This window comes from Asanoa ferruginea (genome assembly GCF_003387075.1).
Lineage (GTDB): Bacteria > Actinomycetota > Actinomycetes > Mycobacteriales > Micromonosporaceae > Asanoa > Asanoa ferruginea.
Window position 1 is genome coordinate 3,073,537 of sequence record NZ_QUMQ01000001.1, and the last position, 20,523, is coordinate 3,094,059.

18 protein-coding genes are annotated in these 20,523 nt (G+C 70.5%); 11 read left to right on the plus strand and 7 right to left on the minus strand.

Features of this window, described 5'->3' with window-relative positions; genetic code table 11:
- Positions 1-10: 10 nt before the first annotated feature.
- From DFJ67_RS14630 to DFJ67_RS14640, 3 genes are read left to right on the plus strand one after another with little or no spacing between them, the layout of a single operon-like run.
- Positions 11-805: an inositol monophosphatase family protein gene (locus tag DFJ67_RS14630; RefSeq protein WP_116068386.1), complete on the plus strand. Its 795-nt coding sequence runs from the start codon at positions 11-13 to the stop codon at positions 803-805.
- A gap of 51 nt (positions 806-856) precedes the next feature.
- A complete protein-coding gene (gene cysD, locus DFJ67_RS14635) occupies positions 857-1,762 on the plus strand; it encodes a sulfate adenylyltransferase subunit CysD (RefSeq protein WP_116068387.1) in 906 nt (301 codons plus the stop codon).
- Positions 1,762-3,045: a sulfate adenylyltransferase subunit 1 gene (locus DFJ67_RS14640; RefSeq protein ID WP_116068388.1), complete on the plus strand. Its 1,284-nt coding sequence runs from the start codon at positions 1,762-1,764 to the stop codon at positions 3,043-3,045. The genes cysD and DFJ67_RS14640 overlap by 1 nt, the downstream gene beginning before the upstream one ends.
- 1,434 nt (positions 3,046-4,479) lie before the next feature.
- On the opposite strand, the gene DFJ67_RS14645 is transcribed toward DFJ67_RS14640, so the two are convergent.
- Both DFJ67_RS14645 and galK read right to left on the minus strand, forming a co-directional pair.
- Positions 4,480-5,208, minus strand: coding sequence for a rhomboid family intramembrane serine protease (locus tag DFJ67_RS14645; RefSeq protein ID WP_116068389.1), 729 nt, complete (start codon positions 5,206-5,208; stop codon positions 4,480-4,482).
- Positions 5,205-6,356 carry a galactokinase gene (gene galK / locus DFJ67_RS14650; RefSeq protein WP_116068390.1) on the minus strand — a complete coding sequence of 384 codons (1,152 nt, stop codon included), beginning with the start codon at positions 6,354-6,356 and terminating at the stop codon, positions 5,205-5,207. The genes DFJ67_RS14645 and galK overlap by 4 nt, the downstream gene beginning before the upstream one ends.
- 173 nt (positions 6,357-6,529) lie before the next feature.
- On the opposite strand from galK, the gene DFJ67_RS14655 reads away from it, so the two are divergent.
- Positions 6,530-7,453 (plus strand): hemolysin family protein, encoded by a 924-nt coding sequence (locus tag DFJ67_RS14655; protein WP_409363009.1) that lies wholly within the window; start codon positions 6,530-6,532, stop codon positions 7,451-7,453.
- On the opposite strand, the gene DFJ67_RS14660 is transcribed toward DFJ67_RS14655, so the two are convergent.
- Both DFJ67_RS14660 and DFJ67_RS14665 read right to left on the minus strand, forming a co-directional pair.
- Complete coding sequence (locus tag DFJ67_RS14660; RefSeq protein ID WP_116068392.1) at positions 7,450-8,673, minus strand: beta propeller repeat protein; 1,224 nt, start codon at positions 8,671-8,673, stop codon at positions 7,450-7,452. The two genes, DFJ67_RS14655 and DFJ67_RS14660, sit on opposite strands and share 4 nt — an antisense overlap.
- A complete protein-coding gene (locus DFJ67_RS14665; RefSeq protein ID WP_239097670.1) occupies positions 8,660-9,184 on the minus strand; it encodes an RNA polymerase sigma factor in 525 nt (174 codons plus the stop codon). Before DFJ67_RS14665 ends, DFJ67_RS14660 begins: the two co-directional genes overlap by 14 nt.
- An 84-nt stretch (positions 9,185-9,268) precedes the next feature.
- Between DFJ67_RS14665 and trpS the strand changes: the two genes are divergently transcribed.
- From trpS to DFJ67_RS14680, 3 genes are read left to right on the plus strand one after another with little or no spacing between them, the layout of a single operon-like run.
- A complete protein-coding gene (gene trpS / locus DFJ67_RS14670; RefSeq protein WP_116068394.1) occupies positions 9,269-10,294 on the plus strand; it encodes a tryptophan--tRNA ligase in 1,026 nt (341 codons plus the stop codon).
- Between the two features lie 51 nt (positions 10,295-10,345).
- On the plus strand, positions 10,346-11,317 hold the full coding sequence (locus DFJ67_RS14675) for a YihY/virulence factor BrkB family protein (protein ID WP_170215845.1): 972 nt from the start codon (positions 10,346-10,348) through the stop codon (positions 11,315-11,317).
- A gap of 7 nt (positions 11,318-11,324) precedes the next feature.
- On the plus strand, positions 11,325-11,783 hold the full coding sequence (locus tag DFJ67_RS14680; protein ID WP_116068396.1) for a hypothetical protein: 459 nt from the start codon (positions 11,325-11,327) through the stop codon (positions 11,781-11,783).
- Positions 11,784-11,869: 86 nt separating this feature from the next.
- On the opposite strand, the gene DFJ67_RS14685 is transcribed toward DFJ67_RS14680, so the two are convergent.
- The 3 genes from DFJ67_RS14685 to DFJ67_RS14695 all read right to left on the minus strand — a co-directional run bounded on the left by DFJ67_RS14685 (position 11,870) and on the right by DFJ67_RS14695 (position 15,190).
- Positions 11,870-13,483, minus strand: a complete 1,614-nt coding sequence (locus tag DFJ67_RS14685) for a glycoside hydrolase family 13 protein (RefSeq protein WP_116068397.1) — start codon at positions 13,481-13,483, stop codon at positions 11,870-11,872.
- Positions 13,484-13,565: 82 nt separating this feature from the next.
- Positions 13,566-14,585, minus strand: a complete 1,020-nt coding sequence (locus DFJ67_RS14690) for a LacI family DNA-binding transcriptional regulator (protein WP_116068398.1) — start codon at positions 14,583-14,585, stop codon at positions 13,566-13,568.
- A gap of 17 nt (positions 14,586-14,602) precedes the next feature.
- Complete coding sequence (locus DFJ67_RS14695; RefSeq protein ID WP_116068399.1) at positions 14,603-15,190, minus strand: TetR/AcrR family transcriptional regulator; 588 nt, start codon at positions 15,188-15,190, stop codon at positions 14,603-14,605.
- Between the two features lie 103 nt (positions 15,191-15,293).
- Here DFJ67_RS14695 and DFJ67_RS14700 point away from each other — a divergent pair, with 103 nt between their 5' ends.
- The 4 genes from DFJ67_RS14700 (at position 15,294) to DFJ67_RS14715 (ending at position 20,523) form a co-directional block, all read left to right on the plus strand.
- Positions 15,294-16,268 (plus strand): hypothetical protein, encoded by a 975-nt coding sequence (locus tag DFJ67_RS14700; RefSeq protein WP_116076212.1) that lies wholly within the window; start codon positions 15,294-15,296, stop codon positions 16,266-16,268.
- 240 nt (positions 16,269-16,508) lie between these two features.
- Positions 16,509-17,585: a BMP family lipoprotein gene (locus DFJ67_RS14705; protein ID WP_170215847.1), complete on the plus strand. Its 1,077-nt coding sequence runs from the start codon at positions 16,509-16,511 to the stop codon at positions 17,583-17,585.
- A 153-nt stretch (positions 17,586-17,738) separates the two neighbouring features.
- Positions 17,739-19,238 (plus strand): ABC transporter ATP-binding protein, encoded by a 1,500-nt coding sequence (locus tag DFJ67_RS14710; protein WP_308442555.1) that lies wholly within the window; start codon positions 17,739-17,741, stop codon positions 19,236-19,238.
- Positions 19,231-20,523 (plus strand): ABC transporter permease, encoded by a 1,293-nt coding sequence (locus DFJ67_RS14715; protein WP_116068401.1) that lies wholly within the window; start codon positions 19,231-19,233, stop codon positions 20,521-20,523. The genes DFJ67_RS14710 and DFJ67_RS14715 overlap by 8 nt, the downstream gene beginning before the upstream one ends.

Sequence of the window (20,523 nt, forward strand, 5' to 3'; positions counted from 1 at the left end):
GACACCCCTCATGACTCCGCCGGTGATCGATGGCGCGTTCGCCCGTTGGCTGGCCGGGCGCGCCGGTGACCTGTTGCTGCGTACCCGGGCCGAGGTCGGCTTCGCCGATCCGCACGCTTTGAAAGCGGCCGGCGACAAGCTGTCACACGAGCTGATGCGCACCGAGCTGGCCCGCTGGCGGCCGGCCGACGCGGTGCTCTCCGAGGAAGACAAGGACGCCCGGTCGCTTGGCAGCGGCGCCGATCGGCTCGGCGCCGAGCGGGTGTGGATCGTCGACCCGCTCGACGGCACCCGCGAGTTCTCCGAGGAGGGCCGTGACGACTGGGCGGTGCACGTGGCCCTCTGGGGTCGGCACGGCACCAGCCCGCACAAGCTGCTCGCCGGCGCGGTCGCGATCCCGGCACAGCACCGGACGCTGGCGACCGACTTTCCCCCCGCGTACCCCCCGATGGGTCCGCATCCTCGTTTGCGCCTGGCCGCGAGCCGCAGTCGGCCGCCGGCCTTCCTGGCCGACCTGGCCGCGGGGCTCAACGCCGAGCTGGTGCCGATGGGGTCGGCCGGCGTGAAGATCGCCGCGGTGGTCGGCGGCGAGGTCGACGCCTACGTGCACGCCGGTGGGCAATACGAGTGGGACTCCGCGGCGCCGGTCGCTGTGGCGACGGCCACCGGGCTGCACGCTTCCCGGATCGACGGATCTGCGCTGAAATACAACGAGACCGATCCCCGGCTCCCCGATCTGGTGGTCTGTCGCAAAGATCTGGCACCCCGGTTGCTCGCGGCGCTGCGGCAACACCTCGCGGGGTAGAGTCGCTCGGGAAAAACCTAGTTAACCACTAGACAATTGCGAAGGGGTTCCATGCCGCCGGCCTACCGGGTCTCCCACCTCGCGGCGCTCGAGGCGGAGAGCATCTTCGTCATGCGCGAGGTCGTCGCCGAGTTGGAGCGCCCCGTGCTGCTCTTCTCGGGCGGCAAGGACTCGATCGTGATGCTCCGGCTCGCCGAGAAGGCGTTCGCACCGGCGCGAATCCCGTTCCCGGTGATGCACGTCGACACCGGTCACAACTTCCCCGAAGTGATCAACTTCCGCGACCGCCGGGTCGCCGAGCTCGGGCTGCACCTGGTGGTCGCCAGCGTGCCGGAGGCGATCGAGTCGGGCCTGGTGGTCGAGCCCGGCGACGGCACCCGCAACCGCATCCAGACGCCGGTGCTGCTCGACGCGGTGGAGAAATACCGCTTCGACGCGCTCTTCGGCGGCGCCCGGCGCGACGAGGAGAAGGCCCGCGCCAAGGAGCGGGTGTTCAGCTTCCGCGACGAGTTCGGCCAGTGGGACCCCAAGAACCAGCGCCCCGAGTTGTGGTCGCTCTACAACGGCCGGCACCACACGGGCGAGTCGATCCGGGTGTTCCCGCTGTCCAACTGGACCGAACTCGACGTCTGGCACTACATCCAGCACGAGCGGCTCGACCTGCCGTCGATCTACTACGCGCACGAGCGCTCGGTGATCTCCCGCGACGGCATGCTCTACGCCGTCAACGAGTTCATCTCGCCGCGCGGCGCCGAGCAGCCGTTCACCGCCAAGGTCCGCTACCGCACGGTCGGCGACGCGTCGTGCACGGCGGCGGTCGAGTCCGCCGCCGACACCGTCGAAAAGGTGATCGACGAGGTCGCCGCCACCCGGATCACCGAGCGGGGCGCCACCCGCGGCGATGACCGGGTCAGCGAGGCGGCCATGGAAGACCGCAAGCGAGAGGGCTACTTCTGATGTCGCCGACTGCTACCGAGCAGCGCACGATGGACCTGCTCCGGTTCGCGACCGCGGGCAGCGTCGACGACGGCAAGTCGACGCTGATCGGCCGGCTGCTCTTCGACACCAAGTCGCTCTTCACCGACCAGCTGGCGGCCGTCGAGGCGGTCAGCGCGGCCCGCGGCGACGAATACACCAACCTGGCGCTGCTCACCGACGGCCTGCGGGCCGAGCGCGAGCAGGGCATCACGATCGACGTGGCCTACCGCTATTTCGCGACGCCGCGCCGCAAGTTCATCATCGCCGACACTCCCGGGCACATTCAGTACACCCGCAACATGGTGACCGGCGCGTCCACCGCCGACCTGGCGCTGATCCTCGTCGACGCCCGCAAGGGCCTGGTCGAGCAGTCCCGCCGGCACGCGTTCCTGTGCTCGCTGCTGCGGGTGCCGCATCTGGTCCTCTGCGTCAACAAGATGGACCTGGTCGACTGGTCGCAGGAGGTCTACGAGCGGATCGCCGACGAGTTCACCGCGTTCGCGGCCAAGCTCGAGGCACCCGACCTGTCGGTGGTCCCGATCTCGGCCCTCAAGGGCGACAACATCGCGTCCCGCTCCGAAAACATGCCGTGGTACGAGGGTCCGTCGCTGCTGCACCACCTGGAGCGCGTACACATCGCGTCTGACCGCAATCTCGTCGACGTGCGTTTCCCGGTGCAGTATGTGATCCGTCCACAGTCGACAACGGTGACCGATTATCGGGGTTATGCCGGGCAGGTCGCGTCTGGGGTGCTCAAGCCGGGCGACGAGGTGATGGTGCTGCCGTCGGGGCTGACCAGCCGGATCGCCGCGATTGACACCGCTGATGGGCCGGTGGCCGAGGCATTCCCGCCGATGTCGGTGACTGTCCGTCTCGAGGACGAGATCGACATCTCGCGGGGTGACCTGATCTGCCGGCCGAACAACGCGCCTGCCGTCGCTCAAGACATCGAGGCGATGATCTGCTGGATGGATGAGAGCAAGCCGCTGCGGGTGGGTGGAAAATACGCGCTCAAGCACACGACGCGGTCCGTGCGGGCGGTTGTTCGGGATCTGCATTATCGGCTCGACGTGAACTCGCTGCATCGGGATGAAGAGGCGGGGGAGTTGCGGCTCAACGAGATCGGTCGCTTGAAGCTGCGGACCACGGCGCCGCTGTTGGCCGACGAGTATCGCCGGAACCGCACGACCGGCGGCTTCATCCTGATCGACGAAGCCACTCACCGGACCGTTGCCGCGGGCATGATTGTGGAAGCTAGCTAGTTTGGGGCTTGGCCCCTACCGGGGCGCTGCCCCGGACTTGGCCGCTCCGGACTCGGCCGCCCTAAAGAGATCCCGCCTCCACCCTGCCGGTGGGATGTGGGTTCTGGCCCAAGCTGCGCCACGCAGCCCATGATCATGTGCACGTGGCCAGTACCGGCTGGCCGACTCCGCATGATCATGTGCACCTCATCGACAACCAGCACGGCGTGTCGTGCAGACGCGGCACACATGATCATGGCGGAAGCCGCGTGTCGTGCAGATGGGGTGCACACGATCAAGCCCAGCGTCCCGATCCAGTAGATTTAGGAAAAAACTGGTAGCTGGGGCGACCAGTTTTTTCCTAGATCGCGTCGTCGCCGGCGCGGCGCAGCGCGACACACGGACAAAAGGCGACGCGGCAGCCTCCGAAGCGCAGTGGGCGCTGAGGTTGCGGCGGGCGCCGCTGATCGGTCACCTACCGCCCGCGGCGGTGGCATTAGGCCGCCCGGCCGGCGCTGAGATGGCGGCCGGGGCCGTCCATCGGGCACTCGCCGCCCGCGGCATAAGAAGCGTGGTCGGCGTTGAGCGGCGCCCACCGATCGCCCGCCGCGCTACGATGGCGTTGAGCCAGGTGGTCGGCGCTGAAGCGGCAGCTGGTGCCGCCGATCGGGCACTCACCGCCCTCGGCGGCGCGTAAGAAGCGTGGTCGGCGCTGAGCGGCGCCCACCGATCGCCCGCCGCGCTACGACGGCGCTCAGCCAGGTGGTCGGCGCTGAAGCGGCAGCTGGTGCCGCCGATCGGGCACTCACCGCCCTCGGCGGCGCGTAAGAAGCGTGGTCGGCGCTGAGCGGCGCCCACCGATCGCCCGCCGCGCTACGACGGCGTTAAGCCAGGTGGTCGGCGCTGAAGCGGCAGCCGGCGCCGCCCATCGGGCACTCACCGCCTGCGGCGGCCGCGTGGTCGGCGCTTGCGGCGGTGCCCACCGATCACCTGCCGCGCGGCGACGGTGTTGAGCCGCGTGGTCGGCGCTGAAGCGGCGGCCGGGGCCGCCGATCGGGCACTCACCGCCCGCGGCGGCGGCGTAAGAAGCGCGTGGTCGGCGCTTGCGGCGGTGCCCACCGATCACCCGCCGCGCGGCGACGGCGTTGAGCCACGTGGTCGGCGCTGAAGCGGCGGCCGGGGCCGCCTATCGGGCACTCACCGCCCGCGGCGGCGGCGTAAGAAGCGCGTGGTCGGCGCTTGCGGCGGCGCCCACCGATCACCCGCCGCGCGGCGACGGCGTTGAGCCACGTGGTCGGCGCTGAAGCGGCGGCCGGCGCCGCCTATCGGGCACTCACCGCCCGCGGCGGCGGCGTAAGAGGCGTGGTCGGCGCTGAGCGGCGCCCACCGATTACCCGCCGCGACGGCGACGGCGTTAAGCCACGTGGTCGGCACTGAAGCGGCAGCCGGCGCCGCCTAGCGCTGGCGGCGGGTTGCTGCGTAGGTCAGGCCGGCGCCGAGGAGAAGGGGCGGGCCGTGGATGTTGCGTAGGGCGGTCAGGGCTACCCCAACCAGCAGTGCGCCAACACCCACGATGCGGCCCAGGGTGCGGTTGCCGCGCCCCGTTTCGCCGCCGGCTATCAGTGCGACCTGCACCGCCACCCCCGCAGCGACGCCGACATAAAGGGCCACCTCGCTCGCCGTGCCGAGCAGGGCCACCGACCACCAGGCCACGCCGGCCGGCATCCACAGGTGGCGTGGTCGCAGGTCTGCGCCGATGGCGTCTGGGCGCCAGGCCGCGCTTGCCCGCAACGGCCGGGTCAGCAGCGCGACCGTGAGTGCGCCCGCCAGGCCGCAGATGGCGATCGAGTTGCCACCCCCGGTCGGCTGCCAGGCCACCGCGATCGCCTCGGCCACCAGGCCGACGCCGAAATAGCACGTTGCCCAGAGCCAGCGGCGCAGGGTGAGTTCGGCCAGCGAGCCGACCACTACCAGGAAGAACAGGTTGGAGATGGTGCCGAACCAGCCGCCGTCCTGCACCAGCAGCGACGTGAACAGGCGCCAGACCTCGCCGTCGCGGATTGCCGGGGTGCGTTGCAGCGAGGTGAGCACCGACGGGAACGCGAATTGGAGCAGGCTGGGCACCGCCGTCAGCACGAAAACGGCGAGCGTCAGCGGATAGGGGCGCAGACGGAGCAGGGTCATTCGATCCGGCCCGCGCCAGCGCTCGGCCGGGCGGCGAACCACACCGGCGCCGTGAAACCGGCCCCGGCGTAGGCAGCAGCCACCGCCGCCGCCACCGGCTCGATCGAATCCGCGTCGACCAGGGCCAACACGCAGCCGCCGAACCCGCCTCCGGTCATCCGGGCACCGTAGGCGCCCGCGGCGAGTGCTGTCGAGACTGCCAGGTCGACCTCCGGCACCGTGATTTCGAAGTCGTCGCGCATCGAGGCGTGCGACGCGGTCAGCAGTGGGCCGATCTCGCGGACCTCGCCGGCGCGCAGCAGCGCGACCGTCTCCAGCACCCGCTGGTTCTCCGTCACCACGTGCCGGACCCGGCGGCGCATCACGTCGTCCGGCAACGCCGCCAGCGCCGCGTCCAGGTCTGCCACGTCGCGCAGTGCCGGCACGCCGAGCAGGGCCGCCGCTTCCTCGCAGGCGCGGCGGCGGGACGCGTACTCGCCGCCGGCGTGCCGGTGTGGTGCCCTGGTGTCGACGACCAGTACGGCCAGGCCGAAGGACGCGACGTCGAACGGGATCTGCTCGATCGCCAGCGTGCGGCAGTCGAGGAAGAGCGCGTGGCCGGCCTCGGCGCGGATCGACGCGGACTGGTCCATGATTCCGCAGGGCATGCCGACGTAGTCGTTCTCGGCCCGCTGCGCCAATGCCGGGCGCTCCTCGACCGGCACCGCCAGGTCGCCCAGGTCGGCGAGCGCGGTCAGCACGGCGGACTCCAGGGCGGCCGACGACGACAGGCCGGCACCTGCCGGCACGTCGGAGGCGACGGCCAGGGAGGCGCCCGGCACGTCGTGGCCCTTGGCCCGCAGGGCCCAGACGACACCCGCGACATACCCGGCCCAGCCATCGATTTTGCCCGGTTCGTCGGCCTGCGCCGCATCGAACTCGATCGTCTCGTCGGACTGCTCCGACCACACCCGCCACCGTGGTGTCGGCAACGATGCCGCCGCGACCACGATGCGGTGCGGGAGCGCGAACGGGAGCACGAAACCGTCGTTGTAGTCGGTGTGCTCGCCGATGAGGTTGACCCGGCCCGGCGCGGCCCACAACCCGGCCGGCTCGGCACCGAAAGCGGAGGAGAAGCCCGCAGCAGCCCGGGCGGTGACGTCGCTCATGGGCTGCATCCCATCACAACGGTTCGGCGCGGGGAGCGCGACGTGTCTACGATCGCTGCATGCAGGCAGGGCCCGCTGCTAGTCAACCCGGCACAGCCGGGCCCCGTCGGCGTTTTCCGGCGGGGCGTCCCCAGCGCAATCCAGGTCCGGTCGCCCGGCGCCTCGCCCGTCTCGTGGTGCGCACCGCCGACGGGCTGACCGCGGCGCTCGGCGCCGACCCGTCTTCCGGACGCGAGCAGATCAGCGAAGCTGACCTGCGCGAACTGGTGGCCGCCAACACCCGTCTCGATCCGGTCGAACGCCGGATCATCGACGAGGTGCTGGTCGCTCGCGACACCATGGTGCGCGAGGTGATGCGGGCGCGCACCGAGGTGATGTTCCTGTCCGCGGGACTCACCCTGGCCGAAGCCGCCCATCGGGTACGCGAGCAGACACACACCCGCTATCCCGTCATCGACGGCACCCACGACGACGTCGTCGGTTTCGTACACCTGCGGGATCTGCTCATCCGGCCTGAAGGCGACGGTCGGCTGACGATCGGCGACCTGACCCGCGAGGTCAAGCGGATCCCGGCGAGCAAGCGGGTTCTGGTCGCGCTCAGTGAGATGCGCCGCGAGCGGCACCACCTGGCCGTGGTGATCGACGAATACGGCGGCACCGCCGGGATCGTGACCCTCGAAGACCTGATCGAAGAGGTGGTCGGCGAGATTCACGACGAGTACGACGTCGAGCCCGACCCGGTGCCCGGCCGCCAGACCGACCTCGACGGCCGGCTCAACCTCGCCGACTTCGCCGAGCGCGCGGGATTCGACCTGCCGCCCGGCCCCTACGAGACGGTCGGCGGCTATGTGATGGCCCGGCTGGGCCGGGTGCCCCGGGTCGGCGACGAAGCGCCGGTTCCCGCCACCGCGGAAGGTGCCGACGGCTGGGTGCTGCGAGTGCTCGAATTGGACGGTCGCCGGGTCTCCCGGGTCGCCATCCGCGTCGTCGACCTGCCGCCACCGCCCGAGCCCGCCCAGGTGATCGCGACCATCCCCATGCCGATGCTGCCACCGCGCCGAGAGCCGGCGACCGAACGGGCCACCGCCCGCGACTAATGCACCTGGAGCTTCTGCCAGGTGGAGCCGTCCGGGGAGAACGCCATCCAGGAGCTGTCGAACAACTGGTAGGCGACGTAGCCGGCGTAGGTCTGGCGGATGAAGCCGACCGCCGGCAGCCCGGCCACCGGGCTGAAGCTGGCTCCGCCGTCGTCGCTCACCCACCACGAACTGGGTGCACCACCCTGCTCGATGACCAGCAGCCGGCCGTCGAGCAGCGGCACCGGGTCGCCGGACACAGTCGCGGGCGCCTTGTGCGCGGCCGCCGCACCCGTCAGGTCGTTGCTGGTGAAGTCGCGGCCGCTGTCGGTGGAGTGGTAGACGGCGCGCAGCTCACCCTTCTCACCGCGGGCCACCGCGTAGACCTCGGTGCCGAGCGTGCCGGTCGTGACCGTGTAGACGTCGCCGGCTGTGGCCGGAAGCGGGGTCACCGACCAGCTCCGGCCCGAGTCGCGGCTCACCGCCACCGCGGGCCGGCCGTCGACCACACCGCCGATCCACCAGGCGCCGTCGGCCGCCGGGGGTGGGATGACCGACCGGATGGTGAGCTCTGGCTGGGCGGTCAGCGGTCCGAGCGGCCCCTCCTCGGGGCTCAGCACGGTCACGGCGGCGGCGACCGGGTCGTAGCGGAGCAGCTCGCCGGGCCCGATCGCGGCCCGGCTGGTCGCCGCCGGCGGCGTGACCGGCTTCCAGTTCGTCCCGTCGGCCGACGACCAGTAGGAGTCGCCTCCCTTGAGCAGCCAGCGACCGCCGGGGAACGCGATCAGATCGGCCGACCCGCCACCGACCGGTGACGGCGCCGCGGGACCCCACTTGAGCCCGCCGTCGTCGGTGCGGGCGAGCGGCGGGCAGTCCTGGGCGCAGGCCGTCGCGGCCAAACCGTGGGTCCGGTCGGTGAACTCGACGTCGGGGTTGTCGCCGCCGAGGACGTAGACCGGTTGGGGCAGCAGCCCGACGATCTTGATGCCGCCCGCCTCGTAGACCGGTGTGATCGCGGCCGGGTTACTGGCGGTCACCTCGGGCGTCGTGCCGTCGTGCTGCCAGGGCCGGGCGGCGATGCCGATGACGCCGAGCAGGGCGAGCACCGTGGCGCCGGCGGCCGCGGAACGGCGGCGGCGGATGCGGCGCGCACGCCGCCGGACGTCGGCCAGCGGTGGCTGCTCGATCTCGTCGAGCAGGGCCGTGCGGGACCGGGCGAGCCGGTTGTCAAGATCGGGCACGGGTCACCTCCGTCCGGTAGCCGTCGAGCTGACCGGCGAGCGCCGCGCGGGCCCGGGACAGCCGGGACTTGACCGTGCCGGCGGGCACGCCGAGCAACGTCGCGATCTCGTCGACCGGCAGATCGGCGTAGTAGTGCAGGACGACCACCTCGCGGAACCCGGCCGGCAGCGTGGCCAGCGCGTGGCGCAGGTCGGTGCGTTCGGGGCCGGGCGCCGGCTCGACGGTCTGCGCCACCGGGCGGTCGCGCAGCATGATCGTGTCGAGCAGCTTGCGGCGCCGCCAGCGCCGGCGGACGACGTTGACCGCGACCGTGCGCAGCCACGCCTCCGGGTTGTCCACGTCGGCGAGGCCCCGCGGCCGGGCGATGGCCCGGGCGAACGCCTCCTGCACCACGTCTTGTGCCTCCGTGAGATCGCTGGTGAACGCGTAGACCTGCGCGACCAGACGCCGATAACAGGCGTGGTAGAGCTCTTCCATCGCCTGGTCGGTCCTGCCCCGGTCGCCCGCCAACCGCCGTCCCTCCGCTACTGGCCACACCGTACGAGTTCCGAGGGGCCGGTGGGGTTCCCAGGAGCGACTGGCAGAATTGCCGGCATGTCCGACGCTCCCACTGCCCGGCCCCGGGTGCTCTCTGGCATCCAGCCGACCGCCGACTCCTTCCACATGGGCAACTACCTGGGAGCGGTGCGCCAGTGGGTGGCACTCCAGGACACCCACGACGCCTTCTACTGCGTGGTCGACCTGCACGCGATCACCGCGGGCCACGACCCGGCGCTGCTCCGGGCGCGCAGCCGGGTGTCGGCCGCGCAGCTCCTCGCGCTCGGTCTCGACCCGGAGCGGTGCACCCTCTTCGTGCAGTCGCAGGTGCCCGAGCACCCGATGCTGTCGTGGGTGCTGAGCTGCATCACCGGCTTCGGCGAGGCCAGCCGGATGGTGCAGTTCAAGGACAAGTCGGCCAAGCAGGGTGCCGATCGGGCGAGCGTCGGCCTGTTCACCTACCCGATCCTCCAGGCGGCCGACATCCTGCTCTACCAGGCCGACGCGGTGCCGGTCGGTGAAGACCAGCGCCAGCACCTCGAGCTGACCCGTGACCTGGCCGGCCGGTTCAACACCCAGTTCGGCAAGACCTTCACGCTGCCCGCGCCGTTCATCGTGCGTGACACCGCGAAGATCACCGACCTACAGGAGCCGACCGCCAAGATGTCGAAGTCGTCGTCATCGCCGGCCGGCATCATCGAGTTGCTCGACGATCCGGCGAAGTCGGCGAAGAAGATCCGTTCCGCGGTCACCGACACCGGTCGCGAGATCATCTACGACCCGGCCACCAAGCCGGGCGTCTCCAACCTGCTGACGATCTACTCGGTGCTCGGCGACAAACCGATCGACGAGCTTGTCCTGGCGTACGAGGGCAAGGGCTACGGCGACCTCAAGAAGGATCTCGCCGAGGTGGTGGCCGAGTTCGTCCGGCCGATCCAGGAGCGCACCAAGGCCTACCTGGACGATCCGGCCCAGCTCGACAAGCTGCTCGCCATGGGTGCCGACAAGGCCCGCGCGGTGGCGTCGCCGACACTGGCCGCGGTCTACGAGCGGGTGGGCTTCTTCCCGAGCCGCGGCGCCTGAGCCTGACCCACCGCCCGCGCGGGTCCGCGTAGATCCGTAAGAATGTCCCGTGTGAACCCACTCGCGCGGCTCGAGGCCGGTATCAACCGGGCCATCGACCGCGCGCGCCAGCGGTCCGGCGCCTTCGACCACTTCTGGCGGGCCGCCGACCGGTTCGGCTACGTGCTGGGTGGCCGGCTGGCCGCGGCGATCGCCTACTACGGGTTCTTCGCGATCTTCGCCTTCGCCCTGGTCGGCTACGCCGCCTTCGGCTTCGTGCTCAACGACCGCGGTGTCAACGAGGCTGTCGTCACCTTCCTCACCGACAACCTGCCGTTCCTCGACATCAAGAGCGTCGAGGACGCGGTCAACGGTGTGCAGACCACCGGCCGGCCGATCGGCATCATCGGCCTGATCGGGCTGGTGTTCACCGGCATCGGCTGGGTCGAGGCGCTGCGCTCCTCGCAGCGCGCCGTGCACGGCTTCAAGCAACAGCCCGGCAACCTCGTCGTGCGCCGGATCATCGATATCGGTGTCCTGCTGCTGGTCTTCGTCATGCTGATCGTCTCGGTCGGCGCCGTCGACGGGCTCAGGACGCTGCTCACCTGGCTGATCGGCGACGGCGGCGTCTGGCTGATGGTGCTCACCTATGTCCTGACCGTCATGGTCAACCTGGTGATCGGCTTCGCGCTGCTGTGCGTGATCCCGCGGATCCGGATGAGCCCGATCCGGCTGATCCTGCCGATGGTGATGGTCAGCGGCGGGCTGACGATCCTCAACTCGGTCGGGCGGCTCTACGTCGACTGGGTCCGCAGCAACGCGGCGTACGCCCTGATCGGTCCGATCGGGCTGTTGATCTATCTTTATCTGTTCAACCAGGTGTTGATCTGGGCGGCGGCCGCCGCTGCCACCGACACGCACGGCACCGTGCGCGATCTGAGCGCTGAACGGGAGAACGTGCCGCCGCCCCATGCCACCTCGCCGGTCGATCATGACGAAGATGACCCGCCGAACGGGCACCAGGGGCCGTCCAGCGGCGCATGATGGTCGGATGGGTGCACTGGTGACCTTGCGGCTGCCCGACGACTCGCCGCTCCATGAGCTGCCGTGGATCATCACGTTCGGTCCGCTGGCCGACGACGAGGAGTGGGAGCCCATCGTGAGCGGGCCCTACGAGCGCCCGCACGCGCTCGCGCTGGCCCAGTCGGTGGTCGCCGACGAGGAGCTGATGGCCGTCGTCGAGCCGCTGATGCCACACATCTCCGACGACGAGATCCGCGGCGAGATCGAGGCGGCCCGGATCGCCGCCCTGCACGAGGAGCGCCCGTCCGACGGCTCGCTCGACGACCTCGACCTGGAAGACGCCGGCCTCGACGGGGAGACCGGCGGGGAAGACGAGGGCCTCGACTACGCGGGGCACGCGCTGCCGCCGCCCAGCCCTGACCAGGTGATGGCCGGCTGGGGCCGGATCGCGGCGAAGCTCACGGCTCCGCGCGCCGACAACCCCTGAAGCTGATGGTGCCCCGGCGGACCGAAGTCGACGCCGGGGCAACCTACCCACCACACCCCCACCACAGGGGCCTCGTAGGTAATGGCTTACCCCAGTCGCACCGGTTTCAACCAGGCGGCCGCGTCGACCGGCAGAAAATCTCCGTCGAGCGCTTCGGTGGTCAGGATCGGCGCGCCGTAGCGGGACACGTCGACCGGTTCGCTGCCCAGATTGACCACGCAGCTCAGCTCGCCGCGGCGGAACGCGAGCACGCCCGGCTCGGCCTGTAGCCAGGTCAGCTCGCCGCCACCCAGCGTCGCCTCGCTGCGGCGCAGGCGCAGGGCCGCCCGGTAGAGCTCCAGCGTCGAGCCGGCGACGCCGTCCTGCGCGGCGACGGTGCAGCCGGCCCAGGTCGCCGGCGCCGGCAGCCAGCCGCCGCCCGTTCCGAACCCGTAGGGCGCCGCCGCGCCGGACCAGGGCAGCGGCACCCGGCAACCGTCGCGGCTCTCACCGGTGCGCCGGAAGGCGGGGTCCTGCCGCAGCTCGTCGGGGATGTCGAGCACCTCTTCGAGGCCGAGTTCCTCGCCCTGGTAGAGGTAGGCGACGCCGGGCAGCGCGAGCATCATCAGCGCCGCGGCCCGGCCCCGGCGCAGGCCGGCCTCGCCGCCGCCGTAGCGGGTGACGTGTCGCCGCTTGTCGTGGTTGGACAGCACCCAGGTGGTGGGCGCGCCGACCAGGGTGGCCTCGGCGAGCGCGGTGTCGATCACCTTGCGGAACGAGTCGACGGTCCAGGTCGCGTGCAGGAAGTCGAAGTTGAAGACCTGGTGCAACTCGTCGGGGCCGACGTAGCGGGCCAGCCGTTCGGGCGTCGATGCCCACGCCTCGGCGACCGCCATCCGCCCACCTGGATAGCTGTCCAGGATCTGGCGCCAGGACCGATAGATTTCGTGTACGCCGTCCTGGTCGAAATAGGGCAGCGCGGTGCCCTCGAGCAGCCGGCTCTGCCGTTGGTTGCGACCGGTCTTGCTGCTGTAGCCCACGTCGGGCAGCCCGGGCGCCTTCACGTTGCCGTGCGCGACGTCGACCCGGAAGCCGTCGACGCCCCGGTCGAGCCAGAACCGCAGGATGTCTTCGAACTCGGCCCGCACCTCGGGCAGGTCCCAGTTCAGGTCGGGCTGCTCGGGGTCGAAGATGTGCAGGTACCACTGGCCGTCCGGGACCCGGGTCCAGGCGTCGCCGCCGAAGATCGACTCCCAGTCGTTCGGCGGCTCGGCGCCGTCGGGGCCGCGGCCGTCGCGGAACATGTAGCGCTCCCGCTCGGGCGATCCCGGCGGCGCGGCCAGCGCGGCCTGAAACCAGACGTGCGCGCTCGACGTGTGGTTGGGCACCACGTCGACGATCACCCGCAGGCCGAGCGCGTGTGCGTCGGTCATCATCGCGTCGAAGTCGTCGAGGTCGCCGAACATCGGGTCGACGGTGCGGTAGTCGGTGACGTCGTAGCCGCCGTCGATCATGGGGGAGCGATAGAACGGCGTGAGCCAGATCGCGTCCACGCCGAGGTCGCGCAGATAGGGCAGGCGGTCGCGGAGACCGGCTAGATCGCCGATGCCGTCGCCGTTGGAGTCGGCGAAACTGCGCACGTAGACCTGGTAGATGACGGCGTCTCGCCACCAGCCAGCGTCTGCTTCATCCGCATTGGCAGCGAATTGCCCCTGTTCCATTGGCACCGAAGAAGCATGCCGGAAACAACCTCGACACTGCAAGGACCCGACAGGGCTTGCGCAAGCTTCGCAAGGAGAGCTTTCAGTGCGTCCTGGCGGTCCCGGTCGACGAACGGACGACCAGCTCCGGACGGAACAGATACTCCGAATGCGGCGCGGCGTGCCCTTCGATCTCGTCGACCAGCGCCCGCACCGCCGCGACCGCCATCGCCTCGACCGGCTGCCGCACCGTGGTCAGCGGCGGGTCGGTGAACGCCATCAGCGGCGAACCGTCGTAGCCGACCACCGACACGTCGTCGGGCACCCGCAGCCCGCGGCGCCGGGCGCAGCGGATCGCGCCGAGCGCCATCATGTCGGAACCGCAGACGATGCCGGTGACGCCGGCGTCGAGAAGCCGGTGGGTGGCCGCCTCGCCGCCCTCGACACCGAAGAGCGAGAGCGAGATCAGCCCGTCCAACTCGGCGTCGGAGAAGTAGCCCTGTGCCCGCATCGCGGCGCGGTAGCCCTCGATCTTGCGGCGCACCGGCAGGAACCGGTCGGGCCCGCTGATCAGGCCGATCCGCCGGTGCCCGAGCGTGGCCAGGTAGGAGACGGCGAGCTCGGCGGCGGCCTGCTCGTCGGGGGAGACGAACGGCGCGGCCAAATCCGGCACATAGCCGTTGACCAGCACGATTGGCAGTTCCCGGGCGACCAGCCGGCGGTAGCGCTCATGGTCGCCGGTCGCGTCGGCGTGCAGGCCGGAGACGAAGACGATGCCGTTGACCTGGCGGTCGAGCAGGATCTCGACGTATTCGTCTTCGGTCGCCCCGCCCGGGGTCTGGGTGCACAGCACCAGCGTGTAGCCGCGCTGGGCCAGCGCCGACTCGATGGTCTGTGCGAACTCCGGGAAGATCGGGTTGTTGAGCTCCGGCACCACCAGCCCGACCAGGCCCGCACTGCGCCGGCGCAGCCGGGCGGGGCGCTCCAGGCCGAGCGCGTCGAGAGCGGCGAGGACGCTTTCCCGGGTGTCCGGACTCACTCCCGGCTTGTCGTTGAGCACCCGGGAGACGGTCGCCTCGCTGACCCCCGCGCGGAGCGCGATGTCGGAAAGGCGGGCACGCATGGCTGCACAGTATTCGGTCAGGAAGTGAGGGCGCGTAACCCGGAGAGGTAGGTCTTCGGGTCGGGGCCGGCCGACAGGATGCGCTGGAGCGCGTAGCCGGGGACCATCCCGAACAGCACGGCGCCGACCGCTTCGACGTCGGCGTCGGCCGGCAGCTTGCCGGCGTCGCGGGCGCGGCTGGCCAGCAGCGTGAAGTGGCCGCGCATCCGGCTGTAGGCGTCGAAGACGAAGGCGGCCAGGGTGGGGTCGCGCATCGCCTCGGCCCAGACCTGTAGGGCGATCCGCATCAGGCCGTCGGGGCCGGTCTGCCGCTCGACGAACTCGATCGCCCGCTCGACTGCCTCGGCGGGCGACAGTGCCGGCTCGTGCTCCGCGAGTTCCTCGAACATCGCCGACGCGGCGCCGACCACCGACTCGGCGATCGAGGTGATCAGGTCGTTCTTGCTCTTGAAGTAGCGGTAGACCGCGCCGACCGAGAGGCCGGCCTCGGCGATCACGTCCTGCATCGAGGTGTTGTGGAAGCCGTCGCGAGTGAAGCAACGCTGCGCGGCGTCGAGGATCTGCTGGCGGCGGGCGGCGAGGTGGGCTTCGGAGACGCGTGGCATGGGTTACATCCTAAAACGAACGCTCGTTCTTGACTACCGACGGTCATCGATGGGATGCTCAGGTCATCAAAGAAGAACGAGCATTCGTTTTAAGGAGATGGCCATGCCTCGCCAGGGTCGCCCACCGCTCCTGATCGCCGTCCTCATCGGGATCGGCATCGTGGTCGCGCAGGCTCTGCTCGTCCCGCTCTTCGCGGCACCCGCCACCCACCTCGGCCCGCGGGACCTGCCGGTCGTGGTCGCCGGTCCGGCACCGACCGCCGACGCGCTGGCCGCACAGCTTCCGCCGGATGCGTTCGACATCACCCGGGCGCCGGACGCGGCCGCCGCCGACGCGCTGCTGCGCGACCACGAGGCCTACGCGGCGTTCGTCATCGGCCCGACCGGCCCGGCCGTGCACACCGCGAGCGGCGCCAGCCCCACCGTGGCCCAACTCGTCGGCCAGGCCGCGGCCTCGATGAACGCGCCGGTCACCGACGTCGCGCCCGGCTCGCCGGACGATCCGCGGGGCGCCGGCTTCGCGTCCGGCTTCCTGCCGCTGGCGCTGACCGCGCTGGCCGCCGGCGCCGCGCTGGCCCTGCTGGTCCGCGGTCACTGGGCCCGGTTCACCGGCGTGCTCGTCTTCGGTGTGCTGTCCGGCACGGTCGGCGCGCTGGTGCTACAGCAGTGGCTCGGCGTGCTGACCGATGACTACCTGCTCAACGCGGCCGCGATCGGGCTGTTCGCGACCGCTGTCGCCGGCACCGTGACCGGGCTCGGCGCGATCGCCGGCCGGCCGGGCATCGGGCTGGCGGTGCTCACCGTGTTCCTCGTCGGCAACCCGCTGTCGGCCGTCAACGCGGCACCGGAGTTGCTGCCCCAGCCGTGGGGCGCGATCGGCCAGTTCCTGCCGATCGGCGCCGGTGGTTCGCTCCTGCGGTCAACGGCCTTCTTCGATGGCGCCGGCGGCGCGGGCCCGGCCTGGGTGCTTACCGCGTACGCCGTCGTCGGCTTGCTCCTCGCTCTGGCGGGTGCCGTCCGCACCCGCCGAACGGCTCCTGTCACGGTGCCGGCGGAACGCGTGCCTGCTGCGGTCTGAGCGACATCGGTTAACAAGGGTCCCTTCCTATGCGGAAAGCGATTGGAAGGGGCCCTTCCTAACGCGCCGGGCGATTTCGTTCTCCGCCAAGTCACGCCTGCGTAACGGCCATCCAACAGTCGAGTCTGGATTTTCGTTCCGCGCGGTAGCTGGGCGTACGCTCCCGAGCAACGTGAACTCACCGCGCATCCCTTGCGGTGTGTAATGGGAAGGGAGACCGTCTTGCGCTCAGTGCGTGGGATGCGGATCGTCGGGATACTTGCGGTGGGCGGCCTTATGGCGGGCCTCGCCGCGTGTGGTGACGCTCCGGAAAGCAGCAGTGGCACCGGCGACAGCAGTGCCGCCCCTGCTGCCGGCGACTATAAGACGTGCATGGTCACTGACATCGGTGGCATCGACGACCGGTCGTTCAACGCGTCGGCGTGGAAGGGCCTGCAGGACGCCAAGGCCGACAGCGACAAGCTGGCCACGCCGAAGAACGTCTCGTCCAAGGCCGAGGCCGACTACGTGCCCAACCTGACGCAGTTCGCGCAGCAGGACTGCAACTTCGTCCTGGCCGTTGGCGGTCTGATGGGCGACGCGACCAAGCAGGTCGCGACGGCCAACGCCAGCAAGCAGTTCGCGATCGTCGACGCGGCGATCCCGGGTGCGACCAACGTCTACCCGATGCAGTTCGACACCGCGCAGGCCGCGTTCCTGGCCGGCTACCTGTCGGCGGGTTACTCGAAGAGCAAGAAGGTGGCCACCTACGGCGGCCTCAAGATTCCCCCGGTCACGATCTTCATGGACGGGTTCGCCGACGGCGTCGCCTACTGGAACCAGCAGAAGAACGACAACGTCCAGGTGCTCGGCTGGGACAAGGCCAAGCAGAACGGCTCGTTCGCCGAGAGCTTCACCGACCAGGGCAAGGGCAAGGCGCTCTCGGACGGTTTCGTGGCGCAGGGCGCTGACGTGATCATGCCGGTCGCCGGCGGCACGGGCCTGGGCACCGCGGCCAACGCGGGCAGCAAATACTCGGTCGTCTGGGTCGACGTCGACGGTTGCGAGAGCGCGCAGCAATACTGCTCCTCGTTCCTGACCACGGTCGTCAAGAACATCCCCGAGGCGGTCAAGGAGGCGGCGGTCAAGGGTGCTGACAGCACCGGCATGCTGACCGGCTCCTACCTGGGCACGCTCGAGAACAACGGCGTCTCCATCGCGCCTTACCACGAGTACGACAGCAAGGTCAGCCCCGAGCTCAAGGGCGAGGTCGACAAGCTGAAGGCCGACATCATCGCGGGCACCGTCAAGGTGACCTCACCGGCCCAGCCCAAGTGATCTGAATCCCGGCCGAACAGCCGGTCCCACTCCGGTGGGACCGGCTGTTCCCCGGCCGGGTCCGATCGTGAACAATTCTCCGCACCACACCGTCTGAAGGAGGTCACGCTGAGACTCGAACTGCGCGGCATCACCAAGCGCTTCGGCGACCTCGTGGCCAACGACGACATACACCTCACCGTCGAGCCCGGCGAGATCCATGCCCTGCTCGGCGAGAACGGCGCCGGCAAGTCGACCCTGATGAACGTCCTCTACGGGCTGCTCCAGCCCGACGAGGGCGAGATCCTGGTCGACGACAAGCCGGTGCAGATCCGCGGTCCGCGCGACGCGATCGCGGCCGGCATCGGCATGGTGCACCAGCACTTCATGCTCGTGCCGGTCTTCACCGTCGCCGAGAACGTGATGCTCGGCGCCGAGCAGACCACCGGCGGCCCGATCGGCTTCCTCGACCGCCGCCGCGCCCGCAAGCTGGTCCGCGAGGTCTCCGACCGCTACCGGCTGGCCGTCGACCCCGACCGCACGGTCGAAGACCTGCCGGTCGGCGTGCAGCAGCGGGTCGAGATCGTGAAGGCGCTGACCCGCGACGTCGACCTGCTGATCCTCGACGAGCCGACCGCCGTGCTGACCCCGCAGGAGACCGACGACCTGCTCGAGATCATGCGGACGCTCAAGGCCGCCGGCAAGTCGATCGTCTTCATCACACACAAGCTCAAAGAGGTCCAGGCGATCGCCGACCGGATCACCGTGATCCGCCGCGGCCGCACGGTGGGCACCGCGGCGCCCGACACCAGCGAAGAGGAGCTCGCCTCGCTGATGGTCGGCCGGTCGGTGCTGCTCCGGGTCGACAAGCCCGCCGCCGACCTCGGCGCGCCCGTGCTCGAGGTCGCCGGCCTCGCCGTCAACGACGACCGCGGCCACCGGGCCGTCGACGGCGTCGACCTGACCGTGCACGCCGGCGAGGTGCTCGGCGTCGCGGGCGTCCAGGGCAACGGCCAGACCGAGCTGATCGAGGCGATCATGGGCCTGCGCCCGGTGGTCGCCGGCAGCACGACGATCGAGGGCCGCCCCACGCTGGGCCTCTCGACCCGCGACATCCTGCGCGAGGGCGTCGGCTACGTCCCCGAGGACCGCAGCGTCGACGGCCTGGTCAAAGACTTCACCGTCGCGGAAAACCTGGTGCTCGACATCTACAACACCGAGCCCTTCGGCACCCGGTGGGTGATCCGGCCCGACGCGATCGCCAAGTCGGCGCGCGAGCGGGTCGAGCAGTTCGACGTGCGCACCGACGCCTCCGGTCAAGCCGCGGTCGGCACGCTCTCCGGCGGCAACCAGCAGAAGGTGATCGTCGCCCGGGAGTTCTCCCGGCCGCTCAAGCTCTTCATCGCCGCCCAACCGACCCGCGGCGTCGACGTCGGGTCGATCGAGTTCATCCACCGCCAGATCGTCCGCGAGCGCGGCGAGGGCACGGCCGTGCTGCTGGTCTCCAGCGAGCTCGACGAGGTTCTCGCGCTCTCCGACCGGATCGCGGTGATCTACCGGGGCCGGGTGATCGCGGTGGTGTCGCCGGACACGCCACGCGAGGAGATCGGTCTGCTGATGGCGGGCGTCACGACGGAAGGCGCCGGGGTGAAGGACGGGCACACCGATGACTGAGCAGACGACGGCGACCGCGGAGGACCTCGCCGCGGCCGGTGCCGACCAGCTCCCGCCGCCGAAGACCTTCGCCGGGCGCTACCTGCGCACCATGTGGACCGCCAACACGGTCACCGTGACGGTGCTCGCCGTGCTGCTGGCGCTGGTCATCGGCGGCATCCTGATCGCGATCTCCGACGAGAACGTGCGGGCCACCTTCTCCTACTTCTTCAGCCGACCCTCCGACTTCTTCAGCCTGTCGTGGGACAAGGTCAGCGACGCGTACGCCCAGCTGTTCAAGGGTTCGATCGTCGACCCGGCGGCGGTGCAGGCGGCGGTCAACGGCACCGGCACCTGGGAGCGGGTGTTCTTCCCCATCTCGGAGACGCTGACCTACGCGGCGCCGCTGGCGTTGACCGGTCTGGCGTTCGCGCTGGCCTTCCGCGGCGGCCTGTTCAACATCGGCGTGCAGGGCCAGGCGATCATGGGTGCCGTCGGTGCCGCGCTCGCCGGCTTCCTGCTGCCGCTGCCGGTGGGCATCCACCTGGTCGTCGCGCTGGTCTTCGGCGCCGCGTTCGGTGGTGCCTACGGTTTCGTGCCCGGCTTTCTCAAGGCCCGCACCGGCGCGCACGAGGTCATCACGACCATCATGCTCAACTACGTCGCGCTGTTCTTCCTGGGCTGGCTGATCATCCAGAAGGGCATCCAGGACCCGGAGCGCAGCGACGCGATCAGCAAGCCGGTCGACGACTCGGCCCAGCTGACCCACCTGCTCGGCTTCCTCGGCCCCAGCCTGCGGGTCAACCTCGGCATCGTGGTCGCGGTGCTGGTGGTCGCCGCGGTCGCCTGGCTGCTCAAGCGGTCGACGTTCGGCTTCGAGTTGCGCGCGGTCGGCCTCAACCCGGAGGCCTCGCGCACCGCCGGCATCGGCGTCGGCTCGACCTACGTGCTGGTGATGACGGCCGCCGGCGCGCTCGCCGGCCTCGGCGGCGCGACCATCGTGATGGGCACCGCGGTCAGCCTCACCGGCGCGGTGATCGGCAGCGTCGGCTTCGACGGCCTGCTGGTCGGCCTGCTCGGCCGGGCCAAGCCGTGGGGTGTGCTGTTCGCGGCGCTGCTGTTCGGAGCGCTGCAGGCCGGTGGCAACCGCATGCAGTCGTTCTCCGGGATCTCGCTCGAGCTGGTGGGCGTCATCCAGGCGCTGATAGTGATCTTCGTCGCCGCGCCCGCGCTGGTGAAGACCGTGTTCCGGCTGCGGCCGGCCAAGGTCAGCGGGCTCGGGACCGGCATGTCCAAGGGATGGTGA

Coding starts and splice junctions, on each gene's coding strand:
- DFJ67_RS14715 (WP_116068401.1), top strand. CDS start 19,231: ATGACTGAGCAGACGACGGCGACCGCGGAGGACCTCGCCGCGGCCGGT.
- DFJ67_RS14680 (WP_116068396.1), top strand. CDS start 11,325: ATGGGTGCACTGGTGACCTTGCGGCTGCCCGACGACTCGCCGCTCCAT.
- DFJ67_RS14690 (WP_116068398.1), bottom strand. CDS start 14,585: ATGCGTGCCCGCCTTTCCGACATCGCGCTCCGCGCGGGGGTCAGCGAG.
- cysD (WP_116068387.1), top strand. CDS start 857: ATGCCGCCGGCCTACCGGGTCTCCCACCTCGCGGCGCTCGAGGCGGAG.
- trpS (WP_116068394.1), top strand. CDS start 9,269: ATGTCCGACGCTCCCACTGCCCGGCCCCGGGTGCTCTCTGGCATCCAG.
- DFJ67_RS14695 (WP_116068399.1), bottom strand. CDS start 15,190: ATGCCACGCGTCTCCGAAGCCCACCTCGCCGCCCGCCGCCAGCAGATC.
- DFJ67_RS14705 (WP_170215847.1), top strand. CDS start 16,509: ATGCGGATCGTCGGGATACTTGCGGTGGGCGGCCTTATGGCGGGCCTC.
- DFJ67_RS14640 (WP_116068388.1), top strand. CDS start 1,762: ATGTCGCCGACTGCTACCGAGCAGCGCACGATGGACCTGCTCCGGTTC.
- DFJ67_RS14685 (WP_116068397.1), bottom strand. CDS start 13,483: ATGGAACAGGGGCAATTCGCTGCCAATGCGGATGAAGCAGACGCTGGC.
- DFJ67_RS14645 (WP_116068389.1), bottom strand. CDS start 5,208: ATGACCCTGCTCCGTCTGCGCCCCTATCCGCTGACGCTCGCCGTTTTC.
- DFJ67_RS14630 (WP_116068386.1), top strand. CDS start 11: ATGACTCCGCCGGTGATCGATGGCGCGTTCGCCCGTTGGCTGGCCGGG.
- galK (WP_116068390.1), bottom strand. CDS start 6,356: ATGAGCGACGTCACCGCCCGGGCTGCTGCGGGCTTCTCCTCCGCTTTC.
- DFJ67_RS14700 (WP_116076212.1), top strand. CDS start 15,294: ATGCCTCGCCAGGGTCGCCCACCGCTCCTGATCGCCGTCCTCATCGGG.